General features: G+C 70.0%; 15 protein-coding genes. 5 read left to right on the top strand and 10 right to left on the bottom strand.

Translation table 11 applies throughout. The annotated features are described in order from the left end of the window. Positions 1-281: 281 nt before the first annotated feature. Positions 282-1,658 carry a glutamate--tRNA ligase gene (gene gltX, locus ACF1BN_RS35665; RefSeq protein ID WP_392335753.1) on the top strand — a complete coding sequence of 459 codons (1,377 nt, stop codon included), beginning with the start codon at positions 282-284 and terminating at the stop codon, positions 1,656-1,658. A gap of 8 nt (positions 1,659-1,666) precedes the next feature. Here gltX and ACF1BN_RS35660 read toward each other — a convergent pair whose 3' ends face one another. From ACF1BN_RS35660 to ACF1BN_RS35620, 9 genes are read right to left on the bottom strand one after another with little or no spacing between them, the layout of a single operon-like run. Next, entirely contained in the window at positions 1,667-2,653 is a 987-nt protein-coding gene (locus tag ACF1BN_RS35660; protein ID WP_392335751.1) for a glycosyltransferase, read from the bottom strand. Beyond that, complete coding sequence (locus tag ACF1BN_RS35655) at positions 2,650-3,264, bottom strand: HD domain-containing protein (RefSeq protein ID WP_392335750.1); 615 nt, start codon at positions 3,262-3,264, stop codon at positions 2,650-2,652. The genes ACF1BN_RS35660 and ACF1BN_RS35655 overlap by 4 nt, the downstream gene beginning before the upstream one ends. A gap of 5 nt (positions 3,265-3,269) precedes the next feature. Further along, entirely contained in the window at positions 3,270-4,985 is a 1,716-nt protein-coding gene (locus tag ACF1BN_RS35650) for a carbamoyltransferase C-terminal domain-containing protein (RefSeq protein WP_392335749.1), read from the bottom strand. A 23-nt stretch (positions 4,986-5,008) separates the two neighbouring features. After that, positions 5,009-5,806 carry a radical SAM protein gene (locus ACF1BN_RS35645; RefSeq protein WP_392335748.1) on the bottom strand — a complete coding sequence of 266 codons (798 nt, stop codon included), beginning with the start codon at positions 5,804-5,806 and terminating at the stop codon, positions 5,009-5,011. Positions 5,807-5,822: 16 nt separating this feature from the next. Further along, positions 5,823-6,941 carry a hypothetical protein gene (locus tag ACF1BN_RS35640; protein ID WP_392335747.1) on the bottom strand — a complete coding sequence of 373 codons (1,119 nt, stop codon included), beginning with the start codon at positions 6,939-6,941 and terminating at the stop codon, positions 5,823-5,825. Then, a complete protein-coding gene (locus tag ACF1BN_RS35635) occupies positions 6,941-8,050 on the bottom strand; it encodes a radical SAM protein (RefSeq protein WP_392335746.1) in 1,110 nt (369 codons plus the stop codon). The genes ACF1BN_RS35640 and ACF1BN_RS35635 overlap by 1 nt, the downstream gene beginning before the upstream one ends. 3 nt (positions 8,051-8,053) lie before the next feature. Next, positions 8,054-9,052: a D-2-hydroxyacid dehydrogenase gene (locus ACF1BN_RS35630; RefSeq protein ID WP_392335745.1), complete on the bottom strand. Its 999-nt coding sequence runs from the start codon at positions 9,050-9,052 to the stop codon at positions 8,054-8,056. Then, the gene (locus ACF1BN_RS35625; protein WP_392335744.1) at positions 9,049-10,362 is read right to left on the bottom strand and encodes a glycosyltransferase family 4 protein; all 1,314 of its coding nucleotides are present in this window, start codon (positions 10,360-10,362) and stop codon (positions 9,049-9,051) included. Before ACF1BN_RS35625 ends, ACF1BN_RS35630 begins: the two co-directional genes overlap by 4 nt. A gap of 44 nt (positions 10,363-10,406) precedes the next feature. Then, complete coding sequence (locus ACF1BN_RS35620; protein ID WP_392335743.1) at positions 10,407-10,934, bottom strand: ATP-binding protein; 528 nt, start codon at positions 10,932-10,934, stop codon at positions 10,407-10,409. A gap of 174 nt (positions 10,935-11,108) precedes the next feature. Here ACF1BN_RS35620 and ACF1BN_RS35615 point away from each other — a divergent pair, with 174 nt between their 5' ends. Further along, complete coding sequence (locus ACF1BN_RS35615; protein WP_392335742.1) at positions 11,109-12,584, top strand: carph-isopro domain-containing protein; 1,476 nt, start codon at positions 11,109-11,111, stop codon at positions 12,582-12,584. 10 nt (positions 12,585-12,594) lie between these two features. Beyond that, a complete protein-coding gene (locus tag ACF1BN_RS35610; RefSeq protein WP_392335741.1) occupies positions 12,595-13,548 on the top strand; it encodes an FAD-dependent oxidoreductase in 954 nt (317 codons plus the stop codon). A 180-nt stretch (positions 13,549-13,728) separates the two neighbouring features. Here the strand turns inward: ACF1BN_RS35610 and ACF1BN_RS35605 are convergent, their stop codons facing one another. Next, positions 13,729-14,352, bottom strand: a complete 624-nt coding sequence (locus ACF1BN_RS35605) for a nucleotidyltransferase domain-containing protein (protein WP_392335740.1) — start codon at positions 14,350-14,352, stop codon at positions 13,729-13,731. A 322-nt stretch (positions 14,353-14,674) separates the two neighbouring features. Here ACF1BN_RS35605 and ACF1BN_RS35600 point away from each other — a divergent pair, with 322 nt between their 5' ends. Beyond that, entirely contained in the window at positions 14,675-17,065 is a 2,391-nt protein-coding gene (locus ACF1BN_RS35600) for a sacsin N-terminal ATP-binding-like domain-containing protein (RefSeq protein WP_392335739.1), read from the top strand. A 126-nt stretch (positions 17,066-17,191) separates the two neighbouring features. Further along, on the top strand, positions 17,192-18,847 hold the full coding sequence (locus ACF1BN_RS35595) for an N-6 DNA methylase (RefSeq protein ID WP_392335738.1): 1,656 nt from the start codon (positions 17,192-17,194) through the stop codon (positions 18,845-18,847). Positions 18,848-18,864: the final 17 nt, after the last annotated feature.

Here is an 18,864-nt window from a genome sequence, read left to right as displayed (position 1 = left end):
CCCACTGTTCGTCAGAAAGATCCCCTCGCCCCACACCCAGATCATCGCGATGCGGGACGAGGCGCCGAGCCGATTTTCAAAACACGGCCTAGACCGATGCCGATGTGGTCGAGCAGCTGCTCGACCGCGGGCAGGGCGCGTACGAACAGAGGGCGAGGAAGGCTCGAAAACGATGGGGTGAGGGTGGGCGGGGTGGTCCAGAGAGGGTGTTCGGCGTCGGTACTCTGGAGCGCATGTCTACTGCTCCGGTTCGCGTTCGTTTCGCCCCGTCCCCGACCGGCATGTTCCATGTCGGTGGTGCACGGTCCGCTCTCTACAACTGGGCTGTGGCGCGACAGTCCGGCGGCACGTTCGTCCTGCGGATCGAGGACACCGACGCGGCCCGGAACCAGCCGGAGTGGATCGACGGGATCATCAACGCGCTCGCGGCGATCGGCATCCACGGTGAGGACGCGGCCTTCGAGGGGCCGTACTTCCAGTCGCACAACGCCGACCGGCACCGCGAGGCGGGTCTGCAGCTGTTCGCGGCCGGGCGGGCGTACTACTGCGACTGCACCCGAGAGCAGCTGAAGGAGCGCACGGGCTCGGATCACCTCGGGTACGACGGCTTCTGCCGCGACCGGGGGCTGGCCTTCGAGGAGGGCCGGGCGCTGCGGTTCCGGACGCCGGACGAGGGCGAGACCGTCGTGGTCGACCTGATCCGCGGGGAGCCGGCGTTCCCGAACAGCGCGATCGAGGACTTCGTGATCGCTCGCGGTGACGGATCCCCCGTCTTCCTGATCGCCAACGTCGTCGACGACCTGGACGAGGGCATCACGCAGGTCATCCGCGGCGAGGAGCACCTGTCGAACACGCCGAAGCAGCAGCTGCTGTGGGAGGCGCTCGGTGCGAAGCCGCCGGTGTGGGCGCACCTGCCGGTGATCGTGAACGAGAAGCGGCAGAAGCTGTCCAAGCGCCGTGACAAGGTCGCGCTGGAGGACTACCTGGCTGAGGGCTTCCTGCCCGAGGCGATGGTGAACTACCTCATGCTCCTGGGCTGGGGTCCTGGTGACGACCGGGAGATCATGCCGTACGAGGAGCTGGAGCAGCTCTTCCGGATCGAGGACGTCAACACCGCGCCGGCGTTCTTCGACGTGAAGAAGCTGACGGCGTTCAACGGCGACTACATCCGCGCGCTCTCGCCGGAGCAGTTCGCCAACGCCTGCGCGCCGTGGCTCGTCGCTCCGTACGCACCGTGGGCGCCGGAGGCGTTCGACAAGGACCTCTTCGAGGTGGCGGCCCCGCTGGCCCAGACCCGACTGGCCCTGCTGTCGGAGATCACCAGCTACGTGGACTTCCTGTTCCTCGACGAGCCGGTCGATGACGAGGCGTCGTGGAACAAGGCGATGAAGGCGGGCGCCGGCGACATCCTGTCCGACGCCCGTGCCGAGCTGGCCACCGTCGCGGACTGGAAGGCGGACGACCTGAAGGCCGTCCTGCTCGCCGTCGGTGAGAAGCACGGCCTCAAGCTGGGCAAGGCCCAGGCGCCCATCCGGGTCGCGGTCACCGGCCGGACGATCGGACTCCCGCTGTTCGAGTCCATGGAGCTGCTCGGCCGGGACCGCGTGCTGGCCCGTCTGGACGCGGCGGCGAAGAAGTTGGCCGCCGCGCAGGCGTAGCCCGTCGGTCAGGCGACCTTCGCGAGGAGGTCGCCCCAGGCGTTGCCGAAGTAGTTCATATCGAACCGGGCCAGGGCCTCGTAAGCGGCCTTGGCCTCGGTCTGGCGCGCCGCCGCGCGTTCCCGGACCTGCGCCGACAGGCGGCCGAGGTCCGGGAACGGCTGGCCGGTCAGTCTGGCGAGGTCGCCCAGGCCGGCCACCGGGCGGATCAGGCAGGGCAGGCCGAGCAGCAGCGCCTCGGCCGCGCAGCGGCTCCAGCCCTCCCGCATCTGGGGGAGGAAGACGCCGACGTCGCACGCGCACAGCAGCCGCAGGTACCGCTCGCGTTCCACGTCGTAGTGTGCGCCGTCGAAGCCGATGGTGTTGCTGCCGCTGGTGATCACCCGCAGCCCGGGGGTGCTGGCCAGGGCTGCCGAGACCTCCTCGGTTCCCTTCCAGTGCACGGCCTTGCCCGCGTACACCCCGATCACGTCCGGCGACAGACCGAACTCGGCGCGGCACTCGGTCCTGTCGAAGCCGCGGGCCCGTTCGACCTCCGTCATGTCGAAGGCGTTGTAGATCACCCGGACGTTGCGGACGCCTCGGGCCTGGAGGAAATCGGCCCAGTACGGGGCGACGCAGACCACGGCGGCGCACTGGGGCAGTGCGCGGAACAGGTGTTCCCAGAGCATGGCCTCGACGGGAGCGGAGTCGTGCTGCAGGGGCTCGTAGTGGTGCAGGAGGAACACCGTGCGGGCCCGCATCTCCGGCGTGAAGAGCAGCAGGCTCAGGTCGTCCCACACGACGATACCCGTGGTGCTGTCGAGCGCCCGGATGGTCGGGGCCAGGCGGGCGAGGTGGCGGAGCTTGCGCCAGCGGCGGACGCGGTAGGTGCGCTTGTGGTCCGGGACCGTGCGCCACTCCACGTCGTCGGCCGTCGCCTCGTGGAGCATCCGCAGGTAGACCCGGCCGCCGGTCCGGCCGACCGGTTCCATCGAGTAGACGATCCGCTTCACGGGTGTACCTCCTGTTGGCGTTGCACGTATTCGGCGTGGAGCAGCGCGTGCATAGCCGCTAGGTGGGGACTGAGGCCGCAGGCGGCGTCGGCGAGCGGGAGGTAGAAGTCCTGCAGGCTCTGGAGGAACCGCCGACGCCTGTCGACGTTGGGCGAGGCGGCGACATCGCGCAGGTTGTGGAGGCGGTCGGCGAGCCGGATGAGGAGGTCCGCGGACGGGAGCGCGGCCTGCTTGAAGCGCCAGCTGGACTCGTCGTCGGCGGCCTTGGGGCGCTGTTCGAGGCGGTGGTCGGCTGTCATCGCCCGCAGGCGGCAGGTGAACGGGGCGCCGAGGTGCTGGACGAGCAGCGCCTCCGATTCGGGGGCCACCTCCAGGGCGTCGTGGAGGAGGGCGATGAGCAGGGTCTCGGGGTGGCTGACCCTGATCTCGGTGCGCAGGAGCGTGACGACGGCCAGCGGGTGTTCCAGGTACGGGGTGCCCTGGTCGCGGGTGTGGCCGTCGTACACGGTTAGCGCGAGGGCGCCGGCGACGCGGGCGCGGGACTGCTCGTCCGTGCCCCACGCGGCGGCGCCGAGCACGGTCAGGACGTGGTCCAGGTCGATGGGGTTCATCCGCCTCACCTCGTACGGGCGGCCGTGGCACGGGGGTCGGGCACGTGGTCGGCGAGCAGCATGGTGTCGCCGACCGCCAGGGCGTCGAGGCCCAGGTCTGCCGCCGCCGCCAGGGCCTGCTCGGCGGTCCGCAGGATCGGGGTGCCCTTGCGGTTGAAGGAGGTGTTCAGCAGCAGCGGCAGTCCGGTGCGCTCGTGGAAGCGCTCCAGGAGTTCGTGCAGGCCCTGGTGGTCGGGGGCGACGGACTGGACGCGGGCGGTGCCGTCGTGGTGGGTGACTGCGGCGATGCGGTCCGCTCGGCATCGGCGGACGCGGGCGACACGGTTCATGAAGGGGTCGCCCGCCGACATGAACCACTCCGTGGCGTGCTCGGCGAGGACCGCCGGCGCGAAGGGGCGGTATGCGGCTCGCTTCTTGATCGCGTTGAGCCGGTCGCGCGTGGCGGCGTGGCCGGGGTGGGCGAGGATCGAGCGATGACCGAGGGCTCGCGGCCCGAATTCGAGCTGCCCCTGCACCCAGCCGACGATGTGGCGTTCCGCGAGGAGCGCGGCCACCGTGGGCGCCAGACCCGGGCCGAGGTCGGTCAGCGCGCGGTATCCGGGCGGCACCGCGGTGGTCGGTAGGGCGCCGGGTTGCGGGCCCCAGGCCGCGTCGGTCGGCACCGGGAGGCGCTCCTGCCCGAGCTGGTAGTGCCAGCCGTAGAGCGCGGCGCCCACGGCGGTGCCCGCGTCGTGTGGGGCCGGTGCCACGAAGAGGGTGTCGAAGCCGCTGTCGGCTGCCAGCTGGCCGTTGAGATGGGAGTTCAGGGCGCACCCGCCGGAGAACACCAACGTTGAGGCTCTGGTGAGCCGTTGCAGGTGGCGGGCGATGTGGACGACGGATTCGGCGAAGACCTCCTGGACGGCGGAGGCCAGGTCGGCCCGCTCGTGTTCCGGCTGCTCCGCGACGTTGTCGGCGGTCCAGGCCCGACCACCGAGCAGCAGCGGGGTGCTGCTGTCCGCCGAGCCCCAGGGGTGGTCGATGCGGACCTCGCCGTCGTCGCCGAGCCGGATCAGCTCGCGGATCTGCGCTCCGTAATGCTGGGGATCGCCGAAGGCTGCGAGCGCCATCATGCTGCCCTCGGGCTCGTCGCCGGGCGGGACCACCCGCCGCGCGAGATTCCGGTAGAAGTGCCCGAGGGAGGAGTGAACGCGCCGGGGGCCGGCCGGGCTGGGCACGACGGTCGGCATGCCTTGGTGGAGGCGGTCGATGCGATCGGCTCGCAGGTCGTACCCGGTGATGCGCTCCCGGCCAGGGCCGAAGTCGGAGCCGAGGGAGGAGCCGCCGGCGTCGATGACGAGGCCGGCCGCGTGGTCGTGGCCGGAGAGCAGGTAGCCGGAGAGCACGTGGGCCGTGTGGTGGGAGAGGAGGCGGAGGTGCTCGCCGAGCGGGGCGGGCAGGAGGGCGGCGAGTTCGTCACGCTCCTCGGCCAGCCACCAGCCGGCGGCGGGGTTGGGGCGCATGGAGGCGGCCCAGACGGCGTCGATGTCCTGCGGTTCGAGGCCGGCGGCCTCCAGGCACCACTGGAGCGCGCGGGTCGGGGCGGCGAGCGTGCCCTTGCGCGTGGGGTGATTGTGCTTGACGCCGCTCCAGCGTTCTTCCTCGGCCGCGTAGAGGCGGCCGTCGACGACTAAGGCGGCGCTGGTGTCGTGGTGGAAGTTCAGTCCGAGGACTGCGGGCATGGTGGTGTACCTCCGGTCTGGGGTCAGACGGTGAGGGCCGGGGTGGGGAGGAGGGCGGCGCCGGAGTCGGTGTACTCGTGGCAGCGCAGGCAGAACCGGAAGTGGTGGTCACGAGGCGCGAACACCTTGGCCGCGAAGTCCTCGTCCCAGATGCTGAATTCGCTGTCGTCCTTCGCCATGGCGTTGAAGCAGCGGTAGCAGGACCCGTCCATCTCGATCATCAGGTGCTGGTCGAGGTAGCGGTCGCAGATGCCGCGCAGCTCGTTGACCGGCTGACCGACGTCGACGTGGTGCACGTGGTTGGTGACGTGGATGGCGCCGTACGTGTCGCACAGCCTCGCGAGATGTGTGAGGCGGGTGGAACTGATGCCTTCCAGAACGCTGTTGATGACCACGGTCTTGCCTGCCTCGCGGAGGCGGGGAACGACGGCGTGGACCTCGTCGTAGTTCTCGTGCTCGTCGTCGCAGCCGATGAGGACCTGGTCGTACGAGCGGAGGGTCGCCTCCATGATCCGCTTGTTGCGGGCCAGGGTGATGGCGTTCGTGCCCAGGACCATGGCCTTGTCCGGCAGGCGGGTGCGGGCCGCGTCGCTGAGGGCGGGGAAGTCCCGGTGCACGGTGGGTTCGCCGCCGTTGATGTGCAGCTGCTGGAAGGGGATGGTCTCCAGCCTGGTCAGGATGGTGGAGAACAGCTCCTGGGACATGTTCTCGCCCTGGGCGCCGTCGGCGAAGATGCAGAAGTCGCAGGATCGGTTGCACTTCGTCGTGATCTTGATCTTGGCCGTCCTCAGGGTGCGGGGCATGGGCGCACGCGCGGGCATGGCGGGACTCCTTGGGTCAGGGGTGGACGTCGCCGGGGGTGAGGCTGAGGAAGTCCTGCACGGTGGACTTCTGCCGGTGCCAGAGCGAGAGGGTTGCGCGCAGGGTGCCGGCGGTGGTCGGTCCGGTGGGGATCAGCGCCGCCATCCGGGCGGCCAGCCGCTGGGCGGGAGTGGCCTCGTCGGCCGCGAGCGCGTTCAGGGCCTGTGCGGCGGCTCGGAGTTCCTTCGCCTCGCGCCGGATCAGGTAGTCCGTCGCCACGCCGGGCGGCGGGTCGAGGTAGTACAGCCAGCGGGCGACTCGTACGCGGAGCATCCCGGCGGTCATCACCCAGTCTGTACGGGCCTGCTCATTGATCTTGCTGGTAGTGCCGGCCGCGTCGGGAACGCGGCGCATCGCAGCCTCCAGGGCGACGTGGGCCGTGCGGAGCAGGTGACGCGGACTCCGCCGACGGGCATTGGGTCGATCTTCGGCGTGCCCGAGGAACAGCTCGGCGTACCCGTCCAACCCATCCGGCCGCCACTGTGTGAGCGCGGCCGTCTTACCGGGACAGCGCGTCCGTGTCGCGAGCGCGGCTGCGGCGAACCAGCACGGGGCCAGGTAGTGCCAGGCCACGCAGTGGCGCCGGTACGCGGCGATGTCCTCCACCACGTTGTCCGTACTGTCCGCCGCCAGCTGGTACCGGCCGCCCAGCCGCCCCTGGAGGATGCCCCGATAGAACCGCTCGTCGACGTCGCACCATGGCGCCATCTGGGCCCGGGACTTCCAACGCTGGAAGTCCCGCGCACTCCCGCTGATCAACGACCAGGTCGCGAGTTCGGGCGCGGAGACGAGCCGTCCGTCCACCTCGGCCACGGTGAAGGCGAAGCCGGGCGGATGCTCCAGGAGACGCCGGTGGGAGACCTCCCGGCCGACCGCGGCGGTGTGCGCGGCAGCCAGGCGGTGGTTCCACTGTTCCCAGTCCGTCGGGGCCCGGGAGAGGAGGACCCGTACGTCTATGTCGGAGTGGGGAGCCAGCAGGTCGGCCGGCTGCCACTTGTGGGTGAGCATCACCGCGCCGACGCCGTGGGCGTCCAGCTCGCGTTCGTACAGCGCTCCGAGCCCGAGGTAGAGGGACGGTGCTTCGACCACCGCCATCACCGTTCCCCCGATGAGGCGCGGGCGCAGGCGGGCCGGGCCGCGTCCGTGGTGACCAGAGGCAGCACGGGCAGGACGGGGGTGCCTTCGGGGCGCTCCATCCGGTCCCAGCGCAGGTCGTAGTCGACGTAGTGGAAGCCCTGCCAGGCGTCGTTGGTGTTGCGGTCGAGCATGGCCTGGAAGAGGTGGGCGAAGGCGTCGCCGAGGGTGCCCTCGGCAAGGTGGGGCTTCAGGGGGATGTCGCGGTTGTGGAGGATGCAAGGGCGTGCCACACCGGTGGGCGTGATCTTGATGCGGTTGGCATCGGAGCAGGTGGCGCAGCTGGAGTTGGAGATGAAGCCGATCGAGCCCGCCCAGCCGTCCGGGCGGAGGTACTGCCCGGGGCCGCGGACCCCGAGTTCGTCCCTGCGGACCTCGCCTGCGTTCGCGAACCACGCGTGGAGACGGTCGCGGACCTCGGCCTCGTTGATGAACTCGGTGTCGAAGAGCGCTTGGGCGGGGCCGATGTTCTGGAGTTCGATCAGCCGGACGGCGATGGGCAGTTCGCGGGCGAGCCCGGCCACCGTGAAGGCGTCGTCCACGTAGGTGCGCTGGAGGACGCAGTTGATCTTCACGCGCAGGCCGAGGGCGAGGGCGGTGTCGAGGGTGCGCCGGGTGACGCGTGGGTCGCCGCCGCCCATGATCTCGGCGGATCGGTCGGGGTCGAGGCTGTGGAGGCTGAGGTTGAGGTAGGTCAGGCCGGCGCTGTGGAGCTTCTCGACGCTCAGGCCGCGGCGCAGGTTGCCGTGGCTGGTCATCCCGATCGCGGCGTCGGGTCCGAGGCCGGCGGCCAGGCCCGCGATCACGTCGAGGATGTCCGCCCGTAGGGTCGGCTCGCCGCCGGAGCAGTGCGCCTTCTTGATCTTCCAGGCGCCGGCCTCGGCGGCGATGGCCGCGTAGTCGGAGGCGGTCAGGGGACGGTCCTTGTGCCCGTAGTCCGGCATGCAGCGTGGCTTGCAGAACACGCAGTCCAGGTTGCAGAGCGAGTTCAGGGTGAAGGCCAGGTAGGGGTGGTTGCGGCCGGTCGCGGCGAAGGCGGCGGCCAGGTCGCGGTGGCGTGTGGCGGGCATCGGTCAGCCTCCTACGAGGGGAAAGCGGGCAGCGGTCACCTCGGCCAGACCGTTGAGCGGCTGGCCGGTGAGGTAGCGGCGCAGGTTGTCGGCGAAGAACGCGACCGCCTCGTTCATGTACGTGCGGCTGAGCGTGGAACTCTTCGGCGTGAGGACGACCCGGGGGTGGAGCCGCAGTGGATGGCGGGCGGGCAGTGGTTTCGGGTCGAAGACGTCCAAGGCGGCGCCGCGAAGGTGGCCGACGTTGAGCGAGGCCAGGAGGGCTGCCTGATCGACGGTCGCCGCGCGGCCGAGGTTGAGGAAGACGGACTTCGGCTTGAACGCCGTGAAGAGGTCGTGGTCGAAGAACCGGTCCGTGGCTCGGTTGGCGGGCAGCAGATCGACCACCACGTCGGCGACAGCGACCGCCTGGTGCGCCGCCGACGTGTGCATCCACGTGATCCCGCCCTCGGCGGCCACCGGCGGCGTCCGCCGTACGCCGATGACGTCCATGCCGAAGGAGCGGGCCGCACGCGCGAGGTGTCCGCCGATACTGCCGCAGCCGACGATGGTCATCGTCGCCCCCGCCAGGTCGAAGAACTCCTCGGCCAGGTCGCCCTTCCACCAGGTCCGGTTCCGCTGGGCGAGCTGGCTCATGAACAGCCCGCGTGAGAAGCCCAGGAGCATCCCCATGGCGTGCTCGGCCATGGGCATGCCGTGGAACCCGTACGAGCGGGTCAGAGCCACCCCGACGGAGTGGGCCTCGGCGACGGGCAGATGGTCGGTGCCGGCTGCCGGGGACGCGATCCACCTCAGATGAGGCGTGCCGAGCAGCCACGACGGCTTGAACGTCCAGCCGAAATAGACGTGCGCCTCGGCCAGCTGGTGCGGCACGACCTCCTCAGTCGCCGTACGGAACTCGACACCGGGGAAGGCGGCAGACAGCGCCCGCTCGTGCTCGGCGGACAACCGCCAGAAGGAGTGCGGGGACTCCAGACTGATCAACACGACCGGCCGGTTCATCGCGCTCGGCCCACCGCGCTCGACGCCGGCACAAGAGCCCAAGGAGCGATGCGTTCGACGACGGAACCGATGCTGGCCTCGTAGTCGTGGCGCGAGCGCACCAGGGCCGCCCCGGCGCTCCGGAGCCGGTCGCGTTCGCGGGGCAGGACGGTCAGGGCGCGGTGAAGCGCGGAAGCCAGGGACCTGGCGTCACGGGGTGCGGCGGTGAAGCCGGTCTCGCCGTCGACGACGGTCTGGGCCAGTCCGCCGGCCGTGGTTGCCACCACCGGGCCCGCTCCGGCCGCGAACGCCTCCAGAGGGATGCGCCCGAAGGGCTCCTCCCGCGAGGGAACGACGACCGCACGCAGGGCCGGGTTGTGCAGCCAGGCGCGGATCGCGGGGGTGAAGCGCGTGATCAGCGTCGCGTCCAAGCCGTACGCGCGGATGCGCGCCGCCAGGTCCTCCTGGTACGACGTCGGGCGCTCGTGTGCGTCCGAGGTCGCCGCCGCCAGGACCAGGTGCGGGGCGCGGAACCCGCGCTCCTTGAGAATGTGCAGCGCCTCCAGGAGGTCGTCGAAGCCCTTCGTCGGCACGGCACGGCCCATGGCGAGAAGGAACCCGGCGCGGGCCTTGAAGGGCAGGGGCGGCGCGCTCGTAGGCGGGGCCATCTCCTCCCGGATCAGCCCGTTCGGGACGCTGACGATGCTTCCCCGAGGGACGGCGTAACTGACGACGAGGTGGCCGCGCATGTGGGAGGAGATGGCGCCGATCCGCCCGCCTCGGACGGTCGCCGCCCGCAGGGCGTCCCGCTCCCAGCGGACTCGGGACATGTCCTTGGGCCTCGTCAGCGCCGTCGTGGAGCGGGGAACGAGCAGCAGGTCCGTGGTCGGCGACGTGTAGGGGGCCAGCCCGAGGAAGGGGATGTCGAGGCCGATGAGAAGGCACCGGCTCGCGCGGTCGGCGACACGTACGGCCGCCTCGCCTGCCAGGTCGCACAGCTGCATGGAGCCGTGGATCGAGTCCGGCGTCGCCTGGACCTCCGGGATCGTGATGACGTCGGCCCTGGCCTGCCGCAGCATCTGCTGGACTTCGCCGGCCCACCGCCGGTCGTGCGCTCCCGCTGTCCCCGACACATGCGGGGTGATGACGGAGAGGTGGCCCGGCGGCAGCAGGCGGGTGAGGGCCGTGAGGAAGGCGCGGTTGCTGAAGCCGGTGCCCGACGCCGCACCATAGAAGCCCTCGTGGAGGGCGACGACGACACGGGGCTGGCGGACCGCCTCCGGTACGGCGGCCGTCGGCGGGGGAGGTGGAGTGGCATGGTCGATGCGCACCGTGTGGTGCCTCCTTCGAAGAAGGGGTGTCGTGGGCGTGGACATCAATGGGTGCCGTCGGGCGAGTGGTGGGACCCGCGCCTGAGTCGGCACCAGGCACGGGTGCCGTGGGTACCGGTCGTCAGCGACCAGGCATCGGCCAATGCCTCGACGATGACCAGCCCTCGTCCCGATTCGGCCTCCTCCTCAGGAGCTGGAGGAGAGCAGGGCGCGGGGTCAGAACAGCCGCCGTCGGTGACCGTGATCTCGACCTCCAGGTCACCGGCGGTCTGACTCCTGCGGTCGACGCACAGGACCAGAGGCGGCCTGCCCGAGGCGAACGCGTTCGTCGCGAGCTCCGACGTGATCAGGCGGGCGTCATCAAGCAGGTCCGCCTGGGCGTCGTGGAGGGCGACCGCCACAGCCTCCCGCGCGACTTCGGCCGCCTTCGGCCCGTACGGCAGATCCGTGATCAGCGTGGTCGCGTCGGCGCCGTCGGTGTGCCCGGACGCCGGGACTCGGAGCGGACGCTCGGCGTCGTGGTCCAGCACGATGCCGAGACGGCCTGGGGAGGTGCTCGTGCGGTGTCTCAAGTCCCACCTCTTTCCGTCGGCACCGAGGGCGGCACCTTCCGCCGGGATCCAAGAACACCGGAGGAGGGGGGTCGCGCAGGACCCGATCAACGGGTCAACTCGGTCAACTTCCTTGAGAAGGAGGTGAATCAGCTGTCCGAGGGCGTCACCATGAGGGAGCGCGACAAGTGATGGATGAACCACTGGGGCAAGAGGTGGTCGTACGTGGTATCGCAGGCAGGGCAACCCAATGTCGTACTGGCGGGGTGCCTGGATGAACTCGGATGGAGCCCCAAGGCGCTTGCTCGCAAGCTGAACAGGGTGTTCGGAGCGGGGACGGTGGCCGAGTCGGCGCCGTACCACTGGCGGGATGCAGGCTCGCTGCCGCGCTCGCCGTTACCGATGATGGCCGCCTACGTGCTCTCCCAGGAACTGGGTAGACCTGTCTCGGTGGGCGAACTCTGGCAGGGCCGCGTGGGCGACTCCTCGGCGCTCGTCCCTGCGGACACGGATCTCGCACGGCCCTGGACCGTGCAGGGTATGGAGGCGATCGTGGAGGACTGGGTGATGGGAGGGCTCGTAGACCGACGCCGGTTCCTCGCGATCTCGGGCGCGGGACTCCTGGCGATCGTCGCCCAGTACCTCGACGGCACCGCGGGGCGCGGCCAATACACACCTCGGATCACGCCGTCCATGGGTGGCGATCCGCTCGTGGACCAGGTCGAACAGCACCTTCCCATGCTTTCCGCGCTTGACGACGAGCACGGAGGGGCACGTCACCTCCCTTATGTGGGTGCCCAGTTCCGTGCGGTGGGGCTGCTGATCCGAGAAGGCGGTCACCCTCCCGCCGTTGCGAGCCGCCTCATCCGCGCGCTCGCGGAGATCGGCCAGCTGGCCGGCTGGATGGCCTTCGACGCCGCCGATCACGATCTGGCGCAGCGTTACTTCGCCACCGCGCTGCGGGCAGCGCACCAGGTGAACGACCTGCCCCTGTGCGCCCATATCCTCGGCGACCTCTCCTTCCAGGCGGCCAGCCGGGGCCACCCCGCGGACGCCATTGCTCTCGGTGAGGCCGCCCGCCGAGCCAGCGACGCCGCCCCGCCGATCGTCCGGGCATCCGTCCTGTCGCGGCTCGCCTACGCGTACGCCGCCGCTGGCCGCGACAACGACTTCGCCCACACTCGCGGGGCCGCCCGCGAGCTGATCGCCAGCCGGGACGGCAGCCAGGAAGAGCCTCGCTGGATGTACTTCCTCACCGACAACCACCTGGACTGCCAGGCGGGGTACGGCCTCATTCAGATGGGCCGCGCGCAGCTGAAGGAGGACGGTGGAACGAGGGGACGGCGGTTCCTCGCCCAAGGGGCGGAGATGCTTCGTTCCGGAGCGTACGACGTCCCGCGAGGCGACCCCAGTCAGCGCAGGGCCATGTTCGAAGGGGCCTGGCTGGCCCTGGGGCACAGCGCCCACGGTGACCTGGAGGCCGCGTGCGAGATCGGTCAGATCGCCGCCGACCGCCTCGATGCCGTGCGCTCGCCTCGCAGTGCGGCCCTGCTCCACCAGCTCGCCGCAGACCTGCGGCGCCGACAGCGCAACTCCCACGTGCGCAGCTTCCTGCCGGTCCTGGAACACGCCCTCGCCGAACACGCCCCGTCGACGCCACCTGGCCGTTAGGGTCGGGATCATGACCGCAGGGGAGCGCGTTGTCGTTGTCGGGGCTGGGGTGGCGGGGCTCACCACCGCCGTCGTTCTCGCCGAGGCCGGTGCTTCGGTGCACGTGATCGCCGAGCAGGTGCCAGGCGTCACGTCGCTGGCGGCGGGGGCGATGTGGGGGCCGTACCTGGTCGAACCGAAGGACAAGGTCGACCAGTGGGGGCAGCGTTCCCTGGAGATCTTCCGCAAGCTGGCGGAGGACCCGTCGACGGGCGTCAGGCTGACCAGCGGCATTGAGGCGTCCCGCACGGCCGAGGCGCCACCGGACTGGGCTATCACTCTGCCAGGCTTCCGGCCGTGCAAGCAGACCGAGCTTCCGGCCGGGTTCACCGCCGGGTACTGGTTCACCGTGCCGCTGATCGACATGCCCACCTACCTCGACTACCTCCTGCGTCGGCTTGATGCCGTTGGAGGAACGGTTGAGCGGCGACGCCTGACCTCGCTCGCGGACGCCGATATGGCCCCCGTGATCGTCAATTGCGCCGGACTGGGTGCCAAGGACCTGGTTCCGGACCCGGACCTTCGGCCCATCCGCGGTCAGCACGTCGTGGTCACCAATCCGGGTCTGACCGAGTTCTTCTCCGAGGACACAGGTCTCTCGCCGGACCTGCTGTGCTTCTATCCGCACGGTGACACCGTCGTCCTGGGAGGCACCGCCGTCGACGGTGAGGGCGACCTCGCCCCCGACGACAGTGCGGCGGCCGACATCCTGGCCCGCTGCGCCAAGGTCGAGCCTCGTCTTGCCGAGGCACGTGTTCTGGAGCACCGGATCGGCGCTCGGCCAACGCGGGCCACGGTCCGCGTGGAGGCCGATCGACAGGAGGACGGCAGGCTGGTCGTACATAACTACGGGCACGGAGGCGCCGGCGTCACGCTGTCGTGGGGGTGTGCTGAGGAGACTGGTGAGTTGCTGAACGCCTCCTGACGGAGTGTCCGAAGGGCTACGGCCCAGTACACGTGCGATGAGGGCGACTGTGCCTCATGTTCGCCAGCACGGCGTGTGTGACCAGGACTTACCACCTCCTCAGCGCCAAGTCCTGTTGCGGAGGGCGTGTTGCCCGCGGTGACTCGGTACCGGAACCTGACCTCTGCGACGTTCCTCTGTTCAAGTTCGGCTGACAGGTAGAAGCCGCCGAAGCCAGGGGTGGTCGGGCACGATCACGTTGATCGCGTCCGCCAACCAGGCGCGCGCCGGAGCGTCGAGCAGCGGCAGTACAGCTTCGAAGTCGGCCTCGTCCTTGTTCCGGGTCGCCTTGGCCTTGTAGAAGAGTTGGACCTCGGGCGCGAGATACGGGATGCCCGTCTTGCTCGTGCGCCCGAGCTGGTCGATCGGGAGCCGGATTGCCGGGTCACGCCGCGAGACCCATTGGGTGCCCTCCGCCTCGTCCAGCATGAGTTGGATGGACCAGGGGGCCTCGGGCGTGCGGCGGCACCAGATGTCGTGCAGTGGCTGCGGAAGAACCTCTCCAGGAAGCCACGTTCTCAGCCTTCCCTGGCCGGGCGGGTCCGCCACGTAAAGGTCCCAGCTGGCCAGGAGGCCCCGTGCGCGGACCTGGTCACGCCGGAGAACCAGGAGGTCGAGATCGCCGTGTGGCCGCAACTCGTGCCCGACCGCGAGTTCGATCGCGTAACCACCGGCAATCCACCACGGGAAGTCCGCCTCGGTGAAGACCGTGGCCACGTCCTCGGGACGAGCTGGCACCCAGCGTCCCAACACATCAGCACTCACCCACACATACTCCCAGTGACCAGACGGATGGCAGCACAGTGCTGCCCGCGGGCCGCGCCGCAGCCCGTATCGAGGACATCTGGCAGGCGCCCTGGCTTCGTACCCCTTCATGTGGCCCCCGCGGTCGCTACCGCCGTACTGTTCAGTGCGCTCGAACGCGTCTAAAGGGGGACATGACTATGCCGGACCGCAGCGCCGAAGTGCGTGCGAAGACGCGCGACCGCATTGTTTCGTACCAGGAGTCCAAGGACCGCTGGAACCTGTTCCGGAGCCTCAAGAACCTCATCGAACAGGCCGTCCGAGACTACGACACCGCGCCCTGGTGGAGCTCCTTCAGAACGCCCACGACGCGCATGACTCCGATGACCCCGGCGGCAGGGTCCTGATCAGGCTCGACCACGACGAGGGCCCGCACGGTGCGGTGTACGTGGCGAACACCGGACGGCCCGTCAGCGGCAGCAACTTCGACGCGATGACCGACATCGCACAGTCGGACAAGCGACCGGAGGAAGGCATCGGCAACAAGGGGATCGGCTTCAAGAGCGTTCTCCAGCTGACCGGAGCACCCCAGGTCTACTCGGTCGCCGGGGCGGGAAGCCGGGTCTTCGACGGCTATCGCTTCACCTTCGCCGACGAGACCTCGCTCAAGGATCTCCTGGGCGGCGACGTGACCCTCGCAGCGGAGGTGGCCGCCGACGTCTTCCACCTCTGTCTGCCTGTCCCCCTCGACGGCGTCCCCGACGCCGTGAACGGCTTCGCGGCCGACGGATACGTGACCGTGCTGCGCCTGCCGCTCAAGAGCGAGGAGGCACGGGTCGAGGCGGCCGAGCAGTTGACCGCGCTGTCCGCCGGCCCGCCGGTGCTGCTCTTCCTGCGCCGCATCGGGTCACTCACCGTCGAGGAGAGGCAGGACGGCGAGGTCGCTCGGCGCACCCTGGTCCGGACCGAGCGGGTGGACGCCGTCCTCGACCGGCTCACGGTCAGCACGGTGACCGTCGGCGACGGAGATGTGTTTGTCCTCCTCGACCGGCAGGTGGCGGCGGACGAGTTCGGCGACGCGATCGAGCGCAGCGTGCTCGGCGACCACATCAGTGAGGGATGGCGCGACTGGCAGGGAGACGCCCGGGTCACCCTCGCGATTCCCGTTGGGGACGGACCGGCCGAAGGACGCCTCTACACCCACCTGCCGATGGGCGAGCAGGCCGTTGCCCCCCTGCCGGCCCATGTGAACGCGCCCTTCTTTGCCAAGCTTGCCCGCGTCGACCTCGAGAAGACGGTCCCGCTCAACGACTTCCTCCTGGACGAGCTGGCCGTCCTCGGTGCCGAGACGCTCCTCGCCTGCTCCGCCGGGACCGTCGAGCTCCCACCGACCCTCTGCGCCGATCTGCTGAGCTGGGACGCGTCCATGTCCGACCGGCTGACCCGGGCCTTCGAGCGGCTCGGACACGAGGTCGGCACGGCCCCGGTCGTCCCCCTGGCTCCCGGCTCCCGGCGGCCGTGGGCCTCCCTCGCGGAGACCCGCCTGTGGGACGACAAGGACCGGACCCTTTTCACTACCGACCGGCTGACGAGGGAGGCGGACTCCGTACTCGTGCACCCGTCCGTCACCGGGCACCGTGCGGCCCGGCTGGAGAAGGCCGTGGTCACGCTCGTCGGCCGCTCGTTGCGGCCGTCGGACGAACTCGTGGCGACCTGGGCCGAGAGCCTCGCCCGCCGCCTCGCCGGTGCACCCTTCCAGGCGGAAGACTGGGCACGCTTCTACGACGAGCTCGCCGGCTGCGTCGAGCGGCCCCGCTCCCTCCAGGGCCGCCGCATCCTCGTGGACGACGAGGGAAAGCTCCGCAAGTGCAACACGGCCGACGGCAGGACGCCCCGGCGCGCCACGGCCTTCTTCTCGCCCAGGGCGGACGGCGAGGACCAGCCGGGCTCCGCACGCACGGGCCGGGGCCCCGGCCTGCCGCGGTCGCTGCGCCACCGGGTCTTCTTCGTGTCGCGGAACATCCCGTGGAAGAACCGCCTCGGCAGCGTCACGACCAAGCAGCCCGGCCGCCGGATGCTGGAGGACGGCGGCCTGGTCAACGAGTACCGCGCCGACGAACTGCTGGCACTGGTCGCGCGCTCGCTGCGGGACAGACCTACCCCGGAGCTCGCGGCGGAGGTCCTCACCTGGGCCTTTCGGCTCTCCCGGAGCGAGACCGCGCCGTGGCGCGACATCCAGGACATGGAGCTGCTCGTCCTCGGCGCCGACGGTGTGTGGATTCCGGCCTCGAAGGCCCTGTTCTGCGCCGACTGGGGCGGAGAGCGGGCGAAGCTGCTCACAGAGCTGATCGACCGCGCGCAGGACGTCTCGGAGGAGATCGCGGAGCTCCGGGGCCGCTTGACCGTGCCCCCGGAGCACGCCGTCTTCCGCGGCGGCAGCAGGGACGACTGGCGGGACTTCCTCGGGCGTCTGGGGGTCGGCGACGGGCTCTGCCCGGAACCGGTGCCCCGCTCCACCCTGAGGGCGGACGGCCGGTACTTCGCGGACGGCACGCCTCCGACGACGTCCCTGACGCCGGCCACCGCGAAGGTCTGGAAGCGCCATGTGGAGAGGGACCTGCCCACGGACCTGCGGCCGAACACAGAGTACGTCGGCGGGACACCCCTGTACCGGCTGCCCGGTCAGGCGGGTACGGGGACCCCTTGGGGCGGAGGCACGGGGAAAGGGAGCTGAGGTGAGGGGATGCCGATGTCGCACTGGTTCAGAAGAAACCAAGTGCCTGCAAGAGTCTGGAGTGCGTGTACGTCGTCAACGGGGTTAATGCTCGAATTCGATTGACGGCCCGTGTACGCTGGGGCTATGACCGACAATGCCGCTTCATCGGCCGGACCTCTTGTCACCGGTGCTGAGATTGCTCGGCTCGCCGGAGTCACTCGGGCCGCTGTCTCCAACTGGCGTCGGCGTTACGACGACTTCCCCTCGCCGGCGGGAGGTGCCGCGAACAGTCCGCTCTATGCGCTAGCCGAGGTCCAGGAGTGGCTGGACAAGCAGCGCAAAGGCCAGGAGGTGTCACCCGAGGTCGAGCTCTGGCAGGCGATGCGGGCTGCGTACGGGGAACAGATGATCACGGGCCTGGCAGAGGTGGCCGCGGTGCTGGCCGGAGAACATCAGCCGAGACTGCCGGATGACGTCGCCACCCGTGTACGGGAGCTCGCTCAAACCGAAGCGCCCGTCGACCTCGTGAACGGACTGACTGAACGGTTCATGGATTCTGCCCGGCGCGCGGGATCGGACCAGGTGACTCCCGAGCGCGTGGTGCGGGCTATGTGCCACTTCGCTCCCGAACTGTCTGCCGACGCCACGGTCTTCGATCCCGCCTGCGGCATCGGGGTGCTGCTCCTGTCCGTCGCCTCCGAGGCCGGGATGGGCTGCTACGGCCAGGAGGTGGACGCTGACAGCGCCCGCTACGCGCAGCTTCGCGCCGACCTCCTGGGCCGATCAGGCGTGCGCATCCTGGCGGGGGATTCCCTGCGCGCGGACGAATGGCCGAATCTCAAGGCGGACCTGGTCGTCTGCGACCCGCCGGCCGGCGTGACCGAGTGGGGGCGAGAGGAACTGCTGCTCGACTCCCGTTGGGAACTCGGCACCCCGTCCAAGGCCGAAGGAGAGCTCGCGTGGCTCCAGCACGCCTATGCGCACACAGAGCCCGGCGGCCAGGTCCTCATGGTCATGCCGGCCTCGGTCGCTTACCGCAAGGCAGGTCGGCGCATTCGATCAGAACTTGTACGTCGGGGCATCGTGCGCCAAGTGGTCGCCCTGCCGCCGGGGACGGCGACCTCTCATGCCCTGCCCGTCCATCTGTGGTGTCTGCAGCGTCCCGAGAGCACCGCAAGTGCGGATACGAACCACACCGTACGTATGGTCGACCTGACTGGCAACAGTCCCGACGGCAGCCTGGAACCACGCCCCGACCAGGTCGCCGACGTGCCACTGATCGAACTCCTCGACGACACGGTCGACCTGACCCCCGGCAGCTATCTCCGGTCCCGGCACCGTGACTATCCCGGTGAGTACGCCGCCCTGCATAAGGAGCTGGAGGACCAGATCCGCCGACTCGCCGCACTTCTGCCCGAGCTTGCGGCGGGCGGTGGACCAGGCTCACTGGACAGCGCCACCACCAGCGTCGCGGATCTCGCTCGCGCCGGGCTCGTCACGTACGACGGTCCGGAACCGGTCTCGGCCAGCGAACAGCTCGACACGGACTATCTGCAGGGATTCCTGCGCAGCTCTGTCAACACCCGTCGGTCCACAAGTGCCAGCGGGACCTACCGCCTTGACGGCAGGGGTTCCCGTATCCCCCGCATGAACATCGATGAGCAGCGTCGGTACGGCACTGCCTTCCGAGCCCTGTCCGAATTCGAGGAAGGCATGCGCAAGGTCGACGAGCTGAGCCGGCAGCTCGCCGAAGTCGCCCGTGACGGCCTTGCCACGGGCGCCCTGGCCCCGGAGGAGTGAAGACAGCGCGGGGGACC

The sequence above is a fragment of the Streptomyces sp. NPDC014861 genome, assembly GCF_043081625.1.
GTDB lineage: Bacteria > Actinomycetota > Actinomycetes > Streptomycetales > Streptomycetaceae > Streptomyces.
The sequence above is the reverse complement of the archived record's forward strand: the minus strand, read 5'-3'. Positions and strand labels throughout refer to the sequence as shown.